This is a genomic window from Nostoc sp. C96, from assembly GCF_059384975.1.
Genome location: NZ_CM182020.1, coordinates 1822456 through 1835577 on the forward strand (window position 1 = coordinate 1822456; position 13122 = coordinate 1835577).

At 40.9% G+C, this 13122-nt stretch carries 13 protein-coding genes; 6 read left to right on the forward strand and 7 right to left on the reverse strand.

From position 1 onward, the window contains the following. Positions 1–13 precede the first annotated feature (13 nt). A complete protein-coding gene (locus AC504W_RS07870; protein WP_494877192.1) occupies positions 14–670 on the reverse strand; it encodes a tetratricopeptide repeat protein in 657 nt (218 codons plus the stop codon). A 135-nt stretch (positions 671–805) separates the two neighbouring features. Between AC504W_RS07870 and AC504W_RS07875 the strand changes: the two genes are divergently transcribed. After that, positions 806–1279, forward strand: a complete 474-nt coding sequence (locus AC504W_RS07875; protein ID WP_494877193.1) for a hypothetical protein — start codon at positions 806–808, stop codon at positions 1277–1279. A 74-nt stretch (positions 1280–1353) separates the two neighbouring features. Here AC504W_RS07875 and AC504W_RS07880 read toward each other — a convergent pair whose 3' ends face one another. After that, entirely contained in the window at positions 1354–1758 is a 405-nt protein-coding gene (locus AC504W_RS07880) for a hypothetical protein (protein ID WP_494877194.1), read from the reverse strand. Positions 1759–1852: 94 nt separating this feature from the next. On the opposite strand from AC504W_RS07880, the gene AC504W_RS07885 reads away from it, so the two are divergent. Next, entirely contained in the window at positions 1853–4597 is a 2745-nt protein-coding gene (locus AC504W_RS07885) for a pentapeptide repeat-containing protein (protein WP_494877196.1), read from the forward strand. A 149-nt stretch (positions 4598–4746) separates the two neighbouring features. Here the strand turns inward: AC504W_RS07885 and AC504W_RS07890 are convergent, their stop codons facing one another. The 4 genes from AC504W_RS07890 to acs form a co-directional block, all read right to left on the reverse strand. Next, the gene (locus AC504W_RS07890; protein ID WP_494877198.1) at positions 4747–5076 is read right to left on the reverse strand and encodes a type II toxin-antitoxin system PemK/MazF family toxin; all 330 of its coding nucleotides are present in this window, start codon (positions 5074–5076) and stop codon (positions 4747–4749) included. Positions 5077–5079: 3 nt separating this feature from the next. Next, positions 5080–5301, reverse strand: a complete 222-nt coding sequence (locus tag AC504W_RS07895) for a hypothetical protein (protein WP_494877200.1) — start codon at positions 5299–5301, stop codon at positions 5080–5082. 34 nt (positions 5302–5335) lie between these two features. Continuing rightward, a complete protein-coding gene (locus tag AC504W_RS07900) occupies positions 5336–5548 on the reverse strand; it encodes a RelB antitoxin-like protein (protein ID WP_494877201.1) in 213 nt (70 codons plus the stop codon). 206 nt (positions 5549–5754) lie between these two features. Continuing rightward, positions 5755–7728 (reverse strand): acetate--CoA ligase, encoded by a 1974-nt coding sequence (gene acs, locus AC504W_RS07905; protein WP_494877203.1) that lies wholly within the window; start codon positions 7726–7728, stop codon positions 5755–5757. Positions 7729–8006: 278 nt separating this feature from the next. On the opposite strand from acs, the gene AC504W_RS07910 reads away from it, so the two are divergent. From AC504W_RS07910 to AC504W_RS07920, 3 genes are all read left to right on the forward strand, one after another. Then, positions 8007–8699 (forward strand): hypothetical protein, encoded by a 693-nt coding sequence (locus tag AC504W_RS07910; RefSeq protein WP_187308245.1) that lies wholly within the window; start codon positions 8007–8009, stop codon positions 8697–8699. A 44-nt stretch (positions 8700–8743) separates the two neighbouring features. Continuing rightward, entirely contained in the window at positions 8744–9163 is a 420-nt protein-coding gene (locus tag AC504W_RS07915; protein ID WP_494877205.1) for a hypothetical protein, read from the forward strand. 407 nt (positions 9164–9570) lie between these two features. After that, the gene (locus AC504W_RS07920; protein WP_494877207.1) at positions 9571–10290 is read left to right on the forward strand and encodes a TerC family protein; all 720 of its coding nucleotides are present in this window, start codon (positions 9571–9573) and stop codon (positions 10288–10290) included. Between the two features lie 119 nt (positions 10291–10409). On the opposite strand, the gene ndk is transcribed toward AC504W_RS07920, so the two are convergent. Next, positions 10410–10859, reverse strand: coding sequence for a nucleoside-diphosphate kinase (gene ndk / locus AC504W_RS07925; protein WP_096574991.1), 450 nt, complete (start codon positions 10857–10859; stop codon positions 10410–10412). Positions 10860–11065: 206 nt separating this feature from the next. Here ndk and speA point away from each other — a divergent pair, with 206 nt between their 5' ends. Then, positions 11066–13084, forward strand: a complete 2019-nt coding sequence (gene speA, locus AC504W_RS07930; RefSeq protein WP_494877208.1) for a biosynthetic arginine decarboxylase — start codon at positions 11066–11068, stop codon at positions 13082–13084. The last annotated feature ends 38 nt before the right edge of the window (positions 13085–13122 follow it).

The window sequence follows — 13122 nt, forward strand, 5'->3', positions numbered from 1 at the left end:
TCTATATTCTTCGTCAAGACACACTAGGGTCATCGGCTGTTCTAATCTGTTTTAACATTTGTTGAATTTGGTAAACCTTATCATTTCTACTTTGAGTTTTGAAAATATTTAAAGCTTTTTCTAGAGAAGCAACGGCCTCATCTTTTTTATTAAGTTGCCATAATGCCTGCCCTAAATTAGTCATTGCTTCGCCATAATTAGCATTTATTTCTAAGGCTTTGCGATATTGACTAATAGCATCATCCCAGCGGTCTTGAGTTGCATAAACAACACCGAGTGCATTGTAAGCTAAAGCATATTTTGGCTTGAGGCGAATAGCTTCTTGATATGATGAAATAGCTGCTTCAGGTTGCTTTTGGCGGAGAAGTACATTACCTAGTTGAAAGTGTCCAAAAGCATCTTCGGAATATTTTTTAGTTAATCTACGTAGGATTTTCTCCGCACCTGTTAAATCTCCTTGATTATATAAAGCATTCGCTTGTTGTACTAGTTGCGATCGCTCTGAATTCCCATCATCCGAAAGTTGCGCTAGTTGTTGTGGTGGTTTTTCAGCAATTTGGGTGTTCCCATGTAATAATGCAACTTTTGTGGGAACTGCTAACACTAATGGTGATCCACCAATTGCAGCTATTAGAGTTAGGATCATGCTACTAATAGGTAGAATCTTCATTGCCTTCAACTCCTCAATAATGTCCTGATCCTTATCATAGATGGAAGTGTATGATCTAACGTTCCCTCAGAGATTAGCGATCGCGCTCCAACTTTGGGAATACTGGGGTTAAGAGTATACCAGAGTGTAATAAATATGGCAGAAAATCGCATCAGTGCCAACTTGACCGCCGCAGATAAAGATGCAGTTATGCAAGCAATCGCGACTATCAAAGAAAAATTACCATTTTTAATTGACTTGACCACCGAAGACCGTCGCACAATAGTCAAAATGGGCGATAAAAGCCGCGCCTTTGTCAGCAAAGCCTTGGAAGTCGCCACCCAAAACCCTAACTTTTTACCCCGTTCTTTTGATATCGAAGAAATGCGGCGCGACTTAGCACTGTATGAAGCTTTGTATCCCGTGTTGTTGTCTTTGACGCAACTGCAAGAACTGGTGGATGATACTTGTATGGCATCTGGTAGTGAAGCATATACAGCAGCCTTAGCAGTTTATAACTATGCCAAAGCTAGTGGTGATGTCGCTGGTTTAGATAGCGTGATTGATGAAATGGGACGCAGGTTTACGCGCCGTTCTAAGAAAAAGAAAACTGAAATTGTGGCGGGGTAAGGATTAGGATAGGCGATCGCACTAATAATTGATATGGGGACACATAATTTTTGTGTCCCTATTTTGTATTTTTCTTAGAGGATGTTTGGAAAGTCCAAAATCATAATCAAACCCCTCTCCAAACCTCTCCCCTGCAAGGAGAGAGGCTTCAATAGCTTAATTTCTCGTCGGTAGTTAAGCATATTTAAGCCCCTCTCCGCGTCGGAGAGGGGTTGGGGTGAGGTCAAAAAAGACTTGTATAACTCGCCTTTTGAGCCTTTGAGGCTGAAGGTTGAACCTCTGAGGCTGACTGTTGAGCCTTTGAGGCTGAAAGTTGAGCCTTTGAGGTTGAAAGTTGAACCTTTGATGCTGACAATTGAACCTCTGAGGCTGACAGTTGAACCTTTGAGGCTGACGATTGAACCTTTGAGGCTGACGATTGAACCTTTGAGGCTGACAGTTGAACCTCTGAGGCTGACAGTTGAGCCTTTTACAAACAAATTATTAATTTTTAAGCTGAATTTTGGAAATTTTAGAATAAAACACTGCTTAATTAGTTGTTAAAGCAGTATTTTTTACTTAATTGCCATGAGTATGAGCAGTGAATCTGGAACATCAATCAGTAAGCCTGTTCAATTTTGGAGAAAACCACCAAAGTTAGATGTGAGAGAACTGTTCAAATCTCTCAGCAAAGCCGCTATAGATGGGGCTTTAAGAAATTGGCAAGAGGTAGCCAAAGATGTAGTAGAAGCATCAGCAGCAATTGGGTGGGCGCAAACACCAGAAGAGATAGGCTGGTTGCTTGTTTACCGTGCTTTGATTCAAGCAATGCTCAGTTTGGTAGAAGAGAACCGAACTTTTCTCTTTGAAACACCAAATCAAAGTGACCTGGAATTATTGTATAGTCACCTCAACGAATCCTTAGAAAGTCAAGAGTTACGTATTGACCAAGATTTTTTTAACAATCCCAAAGATTTGCCAATTCTCGCCACAATTAACAGTGCTTTTGGTAATTGGTTGCAATATTTTAGCCTAACTACAGTTCAAGCTCAAACAATTAGCGATCGCCTACCTACTTATTTTATCTTTGCTCTACATCAAGAATGGGCAGAACATCCAGATAAATATGCTTGTTTAAAAGCAGAGGTAGACACTCCCTTTACGCAAGCCAATGAACAAGAACGCTCATGGTTACGTTATGCGGCTTGGTTACAAAAACAAGTAGCAGAGCCAATTTTTGATGAAACCTTTGGCTTAGAAAAAGTCTATATACCCTTACGGGCTTATTATAAAGTCCAGATTAAACCTCAAAAAGACAGTTATTCTTATCGTCAAAGTCAAGAATCAGAAAAATTTGAGCAAGTTGTAGTTAATTTAAAAGAAGAACTAGAAGCTTGGTTAACAAAAGCTTCACCTCAAGATGCTATGCGGGTAATTAGTGGTGGCCCTGGTAGCGGTAAATCTTCTTTTGCCAAAATGTTTGCTGCTGAACAAGCTGCAAAAGCAGAAATTCAAGTTTTATTTATTCCCTTACACCGTTTTGAGGTTGAAGATAATTTAGTTAATGCAGTGGGTGAGTTTGTTAAAGCTAATGGATTCTTGCAGCATAACCCCCTAGAAGATAATGATCAATCACGTTTGTTAATTATCTTTGATGGCTTAGATGAACTCGCCATGCAGGGCAAGCAAGGTGCAGAAGTAGCCCAAAAATTCATTCAGAAAGTAGAAAGAAAAGTAGATAACTCTAATCAGCACGAAACTCGCTTGCAAGTTTTAATTACTGGACGTGAGTTAGTAGTACAAGCCAACACAAATCAGTTTGATAAATCTGCCCAAGAAATATTACATATCCTGCCTTACTTCGTAACTAAAGATGAAAGGTCTAAATACAAAGACGAAAACAAATTTCTTGAGGTAGATCAACGGCAATTTTGGTGGCAGAAGTATTCCCAAGCCAAGGATAAGCAATATAATGGTGTACCAACTGCTTTAAACCAAGGAAAGCTCATAGAAATTACTGCTCAACCATTGTTAAATTATCTGGTGGCTTTGAGTTATGACCGTGGCGAAGTGGAATTTTCAGAAAATAGTAACTTAAATACTATTTATGCAGACTTACTCAAAGCTGTTTATGAGCGTCGTTGGGGCGATAAACAAAAACATCCCGTAGCTCAGGAATTTAGCATCGCAGATGATGAAGAGTTTGCCCTGATTTTAGAAGAAATTGCCCTAGCTTGCTGGCATGGTAACGGTAGAACCACAACAGTAAGTAAGATTGAAAAGAAATGTGGCACTAATAGTCATATCAATCAACTATTTAGGGAATATCAACAAGCAGCAGAAGCGGGTGTAACTCGTCTTTTGACAGCATTTTATTTCCGGCAGAGTGGAGTTAAAGAACAAGAAAAAACCTTTGAATTCACGCACAAGAGTTTTGGTGAATATCTCACAGCCAGACACATAGTGCGGGAACTCATTTGGATTCATGAACAGTTAGAAGAACGCCAAAAAGACAAATATCATCGTAAAGGATGGGATGAAACAGAGGCATTAAAAAACTGGGCTATTCTTTGCGGCACATCCCCAATTGATAAGTATTTGTTCGATTTCATTTGTGACGAAATCCGTTTACAAAATCCCGCAGATGTTGAAAATTGGCAACAAAGCTTATGCCATTTAATTGGTTTTATGCTGCATCACGGAATGCCAATGGAACTTTTGCCGGAAATCAAAAGCTTTCATCAAGCCAATCAACAAGCGCGTAACGCCGAAGAAGCTTTGTTAGTTGTCTTAAATGCTTGCGCCAGGGTGACGCAAAAAATTTCTAAAATTGAATGGCCTGATCTTGAAGCTTTTGGTAATTGGATTTCTCGCTTGCAAGGGCAAAGAGTTAGTTTTGGTGCTGATGTATTGTGCTTGAATTGTCTGAGTTTTTTGAATTTACAAAACTGCATTTTAATCTTTAAAGATTTTTACAATGCAAACTTTGAGCAGTCCAATCTTGAAGGAGCTAATCTATTAGGTGCAAATCTTGAACAGGCAAATCTTAACGGAGCAAACCTTGAGCAGTCAATTTGTAAACAGGCTATTCTTAAACAAGTATATCTTGAAGGTGCAAATTTGAAAGAAGCACAACTTGAAGATGCAAATTTGGAAGAAGCAATTCTGAGAGAAGCAAATCTTGAAAGTGCAAATCTTAGAAGAGTAAACTTTGGATGGGCAATTTTAGAAGATGCAAATTTGGAAATGGCAAATTTGGAAATGGCAAATCTTGATACAACAGTGATTGTAGGAGCGAATTTTTCAGGAGCAAATATGTGTGGCACTATTCTTGAATAGCAAGTCTAAATTTACTCTGATTTTATGGCATCAGCTTCTTCTGCTGAACTGGACGCAATCGTAGAATTAGACGTAATTTTTAGCTACATCAATGCAGCGTGGCGAAGCATCTTCATATATGGCAATTTCTAATTATTCCCCTTCTCTTCTTAAATAGAAGACCATATTTGCTGAATGCGTTGACGTACTGTTTCCCAATCCTGGGGTTGTAAAATTCCTAATTGACGTTCTAATAGACGCTTTTCTACTGTGTTTATTTTATGCAGCCTAACTACCGAAGGACGCATTAAACCTGCTAACTGCCATTCCATAATTTCAACATCAAAAATTGTTTGAGTTATTTGACTTGTAATCCGCGCGACAATAAAATCATTATCTCCTGTATCTAAAATTACTAATACCGGACGAAGTTTGAATGTTACTGCATCAGAAAAAGGCAATTTGAGCAAAATAACTGAGCCAGATTGATAATTTTGCATTGCTTAAATCGTGTCGTAGATAGCATCATCGTCGCTGTAGCCTTTTAATAATTGCTCGGCTGCAAGACGATGCCAAGCTGCTTCCTCTTGTTCTTCTTCTGTAGGTTCCTTAACAAGGATAATTACTTTTACCTGTTGCTGATTTGCTAACTGTTGCAAAATCACATCTGGTAATTCTATTTTTCCTTCCACAGTAATATTAGCTGGAAATTCGTATGCTTTCATATTTGCCAATTCCTTTAAAAAGCTTTTAGTATATTCAATTTGCCACATTCTTTTTCTTCAAGGGCTGGTAATATTTCAATGCTTCTTCTGTAGTCAGATGTTCATCACTTTCTGACTCGTCCATTAACTTTACCAATCCATAGTTTTCTAACATTTCTTCGATCTTTTCAAAGTCAGCAATAGAAATTTGTACAGCAATAGGTTGCTGATTTTCATCCATCACGTAATTTTTGCTTATTTCTAGCATTGTTCTGACATTTAAATTAAGTGATTGGCCTGCTTTACTTCAGCTTTCAGCCATATACGATGATTTTATCTTGGACTAGGAGGGTGCGTTAGAACTAACGTTCATAACGCACCGCAATTTCAGATGGTGCGTTGCGCTACGCGACAACACAATGCCAGTTGCTATAACGGAGGGAACCTCCGCAAAGCACTAGCTCACCTACTGATTTACGCACCTTCGCGCAATTTATCTAATACGCCACGGTCTTCTAAAGTGGAAGTATCACCAGAAACTTCTTGTCCCGCTGCGAGGTTACGCAACAATCGCCGCATAATCTTGCCCGATCGCGTTTTGGGTAAAGCATCGGTAAAGCGGATTTCTCCGGGACGAGCGATCGCACCAATTTCCTGCACGACGTGTTTTTTCAGTTCTTTACTCAACTCCTCGCTGGCTTGATGGCTACCTTCTAAGGTGACAAACGCTACGACATCCTCACCTTTGAGTTCATCTGGCTTACCAACTACCGCCGCTTCGGCAACAGCTGGGTGAGAAACTAAGGCTGATTCAATTTCCATTGTTCCGAGGCGATGTCCCGAAACATTCAACACATCGTCTACACGTCCCATCACCCAGAAATAACCGTCTTCATCTCGTCGCGCGCCATCGCCAGCAAAGTATGTATACTTGCCATCTTGCGGCGGAATATGTTCCCAATAAGTGCGGCGGAAGCGTTCAGGATCGCCGTAAACAGTCCGCATCATTCCCGGCCAAGGATGGCGCACTGCTAAATAACCGCCTTCGTTGTCGGGTAAAGAATTGCCATCCAAATCGACAATATCTGCCAAAATTCCAGGGAAGGGACGGGTTGCGGAACCGGGTTTAGTCGCAATTGCACCTGGTAGGGGTGTAATCATAATTCCACCAGTTTCAGTTTGCCACCAAGTATCCACAATCGGACAGCGATCGCCACCGATAACGCGGTGATACCACATCCAAGCTTCGGGGTTAATTGGTTCGCCGACGGTTCCCAGCAAGCGCAATGAAGACAAGTTGCGGGTTTTAGGATGGTGTTCGCCCATTTTAATAAACGCCCGAATTGCCGTCGGTGCAGTGTAGAAAATATTCACGCCGTATTTTTCAATCACATCCCAGAAGCAGCCGGGATTAGATGCACGGGGCGCACCTTCATACATCAGCGTGGTTGCACCGTTAGAAAGGGGGCCGTAAACAATATAACTATGTCCGGTAATCCAACCCACATCCGCAGTACACCAATAAACATCAGTGTCTTGCAAGTCAAAAATCCACTTGGTGGTGATATGGGTGTACAAGTTATAACCACCCGTGGTATGCACAACACCCTTGGGTTTGCCTGTACTCCCCGAAGTGTAAAGTACAAACAGCATATCTTCGCTGTCCATCGGTTCCGCCGGACAATCAGCCGATACACCTTTTTGTAAATCGTGCCACCAATGGTCACGTCCGCCCAACTGCATATAAATATCTTGTCCGGTACGTTTGACTACCAAGACGTTTTCTACAGAAGGGACAGCGTCATCAGCTAAAGCCTTATCGACTTGTTCTTTTAGCGGAACGATCGCATCTTTGCGCCAACCACCATCAGCAGTGACTACTAATTTAGCTTGGGCATCAATTAAGCGATCACGCAATGCTTCCGCACTAAAACCACCAAATACTACACTATGAGGTGCGCCAATTCTGGCACAGGCTAACATCGCGATCGCTGCTTCCGGTATCATCGGCATATAAATACCGACGCGATCGCCTTTCTGCACTCCCAGTTGCTTCAGCACATTGGCAAACTGGCAAACTTCCCGATGTAATTGGGCATAAGTTAAAGTCCGCGAATCCCCAGGTTCACCTTCCCAAATCAACGCCGCTTTATTCTTACGCCACGTCGTTAAATGTCTATCTAAACAGTTGTAAGAAATATTCGTCTTCCCGCCGACAAACCACTTAGCAAACGGCGGTTGCCAATCTAATACAGTGTGCCATTTTTCAAACCAATGCAGTTCGGTTGCGGCTAAGTCTGCCCAAAATTTTTCCGGGTCAGCCTTAGCTTTGTCGTAGAGTTGTTGGTAATCTTCTAAGCTTTTAATATGGGCGTTCTGCGAAAATCCCGCAGCCGGATGGAATAAACGCTTCTCTTGTAGGATTGATTCTATAGTTGGCTGTGACATAAAACTATGAATGCACTTCTAACACTGAAATATATTGTTAGCGGAGTTGTGGCAGAAAGTGTTTAGATTTTCATTAAGTTCGTCAGGTCGCCTGGGAGTAACAGGGGAGGATTTTGCTAAAGTGAACTTAGTATCGGGAGCGATCGCTGATGTCTGAGCCTACTATTGTAGACTTTGACCCATTCAGGGTATTGACCCTGGGAATATTTAATAGCATGATGAAGTTAAGGACAGTTTTTTAAACAAACTCAGTATTTTTGACCAAAGTAGGGCATCATTTGCAAGCTAAAGAGATTAAGGAGCAGTTACAATCACTGATTGAGCAGTCATCATCGATAGATCCAAATCTAGCGAAAAAATTAGATGAAATTAATCGTTGGGTCAAAGATATTAAATTAGGTTCCCTAACGGCCAAACCGTTCGTGCTGGCGTTTCTTTTAGAGGTAATTACTGATTCTACGATTTGGCTATTAATTAAATCCTTACCTTCAGCAGCAGAACAACAAGCCAAATTAGCTCAAATGACACCGAATGAACGGTATTGGTATGGTTATCTTTTTCCTAAGTGGATTAATGCAACTGACTCTAAATTTTATATTTGGAAGCAAAAATTGATGTCCGGTGAATTTAATCAAGTTGATGATGATATTATTAAATCAATAGCTCAAGATATTGTCAGTCGAGAAGGTAGTTTTTGGCAGCGATATATTGCCGACCTCTCTATGGCAACAGATTTAATTGTTAGCAGTCGAAACAATCAACCGCTATGTATTCAAGTTACCAGCGTATCTGAAGAATTAAGTAATCAAAAGTATCATGATTGGAAAAATACACTTAACTTGTGGGAGATAGAAAGAGGCTTGTTTGTTAGTTACAATCCCAAAGATACTAATTTCATTAATCAGTTAGTCAACGTTGCTTTGTATAACAGTGATTACCTTGCTGAAGGCAAATATCTAAAATTTGCTTAGTTTTTTGATGTATTTCATCCAGTTAACTGCTTATCACAGCTTTTATGCCTAACCAACGTGAAACTGCAAGCTACGAAGGACAATTAGATAAACTTGCCCAAGCATTAGCAAAAGCACGCAAAATGCAACAAGATTGGCTAACTTATGGTTTAGATTTTGTGCATATATATGTTGAAGATGTTGATGGAGATTGGCTAGAAACTTGGGGACATGATGAAATTTTAGGTAATCATTTATTAGATACGATTAAGGAATTTTTAGTCAGTAACGATATATTAGCTGTTCAGGTAAGACAGCAATTAAATGAAAAATCGTTGTTTGATTTTGCGGTTAACTTAGCAGAATGTGAAAGAATTATTGATGAGAATGACAGATTATCAGCCATCAAAAATTTGTTGGCTGATGATATAGATAATGCAGAAGTTGGGAATTTAGCCAATCATCTTTTACGAAAATTTTTCTAGCGGCGCATTACCGTAACTGGGGTGGAACGTAACACAAAATAATAATTGTTGGGTTCCACTTCGTTATAACCAAACTAAAATTAAGAGGATGTCTGAGAATCATTAAATATTTCTCATACACCTCCCTACCCCACTGACAAAGCGAGAAATTATCTCAAAATCTCCCCTTTTTAGCAGGTATTTTAGGGGATATGAAATGTTTTCTTACTTACAAGCAAAATTTTTAAACAAATTCTGGAATTTGTGTATAATGAAATACATTTAAACAGAATAGTCAACAATACTTGAATACGATCGCCGCAATTATGCAGCCTCTACAAGTTAAGCTGGATAAAAGTAGCGATTGATTGCGCTTTTTATAGAAGAAACATTCTGTTAGTTTTTATTTTTCTGCTTGAGAACCCGGAATGCTAGACAGCATATTTGATTATCTCCACTTTCATTTCAGCGTAGAAGCCCCTATAGTCCTGTTAATTCTGGTGTTTTTAGAGGCGGTGCTATCAGCTGACAATGCCATCGCCTTAGCGGCGATCGCCCAAGGACTAGAAGACAAAGAACTAGAACGTAAGGCGCTGAACTTTGGTTTAGTTATTGCCTACATATTACGGATTTCCCTAATTTTGACTGCTACGTGGGTACAAAATTTTTGGCAATTTGAACTTTTAGGTGCAGCTTACTTGTTGTGGCTGGTATTTCAACACTTTACCTCAGAAGAAACAGAAGACTCTCACCATCACGGGCCGAGGTTTAAAACTGTTTTACAAGCCATACCTGTAATTGCATTTACAGACTTAGCATTTTCATTAGATAGCGTTACAACAGCGATCGCCGTTTCCCAAGAAAGATGGTTAGTACTCACAGGTGCCACCATTGGGATCATTACACTGCGATTTATGGCTGGGTTGTTTATTCGTTGGTTAGATGAATATGCCAATCTGGAAGACGCAGGTTATGTGACTGTAGCTTTTGTGGGTTTGCGCTTGCTATTGAAAGTCATCAACGATGATTTAGTTCCACCAGAATGGTTAATGATTACGGCGATCGCCCTAATTTTAGCTTGGGGCTTTTCTAAGCGGAATGAAACCGCATTACCCCAAGCCGAACCAGAAAAAACCGAAGTAAAGTAAAAAGTAAAAAGGCAAAAGTAAAATGAAATTTTTTACCCTTCGGGTTCGGCAGTTGCTTCAAGTCGGGAGATCCGCCCAACGCACTGCCTCACCTTTTTACTTTTGCCTTTTAATTTATTCTATTCGTGCAACCAAGAGAATATATGTGGTTGCCAATTAACTAATTCTTCATCTTTAAACCACAGAGCAATTTCTGTTTGTGCAGTTTCGGGAGCATCAGAACCGTGAATTAGGTTGCGTCCGATATTGATCCCAAAGTCACCACGAATGGTTCCTGGCTCTGCTGTTAAAGGATTGGTTGCACCAATAATTTTTCTGGCAGAAGCAATCACACCATCACCTTCCCAGACCATCGCTACAACTGGGCCAGAAGTGATAAATTCAACTAAGCTACCAAAAAAGGGTCTTGCCCGGTGAACACCATAATGTTGTTCAGCCAACTCTTGACTCACATGGAGAAACTTCAACCCCACAAGGGTAAAACCCTTAGTTTCAAACCGACGGATAATTTCGCCAACTAGTTTACGTTGTACGCCATCAGGCTTAATAGCTAAAAATGTGCGTTCCAAAGCTGTCTCCCAAAACTTAATAAAATTTTTATTTAGTCAAGTGTCTATAGTCAATCATCCAAAGTCAATACATTCTTGACCATTGACTATTGACCGTTGACTCTTGACCAATCAGAGTTTATCTCAGAAATCATCACTGGGTGCATATCCATTACCAAGTGAATGCGTTAAATTGTTTATTCGTGGGTGAAACACAGAGGTCAGAAATGGGTGTTGAGTCAACTGCTACATCTGATGAGGTGGTACAACTACCGTCTAATGGGCATAAAGCTGAAGTGAAAAATCACAAACAAAAAAAGTTATTACCACCTAGCACTACCGCAGGCGATTTGCCTCGCGCCTGGAAAATCGAGGATAGCGAAGCACTATACCGGATTGAAGGATGGGGACAACCTTATTTTTCGATTAACGCAGCAGGTCATATTACTGTTTCTCCCAAAGGCGATCGCGGGGGTTCTCTTGACTTGTTTGAATTAGTCAACGCCTTAAAACAACGTAATTTAGGGCTACCCATGCTAATTCGCTTTTCCGATATTTTGGAAGACCGAATTGAGCGCCTAAATGCTTGTTTTGCCAAAGCGATCGCCCGTTATAATTACCCAGGTGTTTACCGTGGTGTGTTTCCGGTCAAATGTAACCAGCAAAGGCATTTAATTGAAGATTTAGTCAAATTTGGTAAACCCCATCAATTTGGTTTAGAAGCAGGTTCCAAGCCAGAATTAATGATTGCCCTGGCTTTATTGGATACCCCAGGCGCAATGCTCGTTTGCAACGGCTACAAAGACCGAGAATACATCGAAACGGCAATGTTAGCCCAAAGACTAGGCCAAACCCCAATCATCGTTTTAGAGCAGATTGAAGAAGTCGATTTGGTAATTGCTGCTAATCGCCAGTTGGGCATTAAACCAATTCTCGGAGTTCGCGCCAAACTCAGCACCCAAGGAATGGGACGCTGGGGAACCTCCAGTGGCGATCGCGCCAAATTTGGTTTAACTATGCCAGAAATTATCGAAGCTGTGGATAAACTGCGCGAAGCCGAATTAATCGAATCTTTGCAGTTGTTACACTTCCACATCGGTTCACAAATTTCTGCCATCAATGTAATAAAAGATGCCATCCAAGAAGCCAGCCGTATTTATGTTGAGTTGGCGATGTTGGGAGCAGATATGCGATATCTCGATGTCGGCGGTGGCTTGGGTGTAGACTACGACGGTTCTCAAACCAACTTCTACGCTTCCAAAAATTACAACATGCAAAACTATGCCAACGATATCGTGGCAGAGTTAAAAGATACCTGTGCGGAACGGCAAATTCCCGTACCCACATTAATCAGTGAAAGTGGTAGGGCGATCGCCTCCCATCAATCAGTACTGATTTTTGATATTCTCAGTACCAGCGATGTTCCCCTCAACTGCCCAGAACCCCCACAAGAAGGAGAATCTCCAATCATCAATTATTTGTGGGAAACTTACCAATCAATCAACAAAGAAAATTACCAAGAGTTTTTCCACGACGCGACGCAATTTAAAGAAGAAGCAATCAGCCGCTTCAACTTAGGTATTTTGCGCCTGCGCGAACGAGCTAAAGCTGAGAGACTCTACTGGGCCTGTTGTCAAAAAATTCTGGAGATTACCAGACAGCAAGATTACGTACCCGACGAACTGGAAGACCTAGAAAAAATCATGGCTTCCATTTACTATGCCAACTTATCGGTGTTTCAATCAGCACCCGATTGTTGGGCGATCGACCAGTTATTCCCCATTATGCCTATCCATCGTCTCGATGAAGAACCAACGCGGCGGGGAATTTTGGCAGACCTCACCTGCGACAGTGATGGTAAAATAGACCGCTTTATTGACCTGCGTGATGTCAAATCAGTTTTAGAGCTGCATACCTTCCAACCAGGCGAACCCTATTACTTGGGGATGTTCTTGAATGGCGCTTACCAAGAAATTATGGGGAACTTACACAACTTGTTTGGAGATACCAACGCCGTTCATATTCAACTGACACCCAAAGGATACCAAATTCAACACGTCGTCAAAGGCGACACCATGAGTGAGGTAGTTAGCTACGTGCAGTATGACTCAGAAGATATGGTGGAACACATCCGCCAGCGCTGCGAGAAAGCATTAGAAGAAAAACGCATTACTCTTGCAGAATCTCAACGACTCATGCAAACTTACGAACAAAGTCTCAGACGATACACATATCTGAATAGTTAATAGTCCAAAGTCAATAGTCAATAGTCAATAGTCAATGG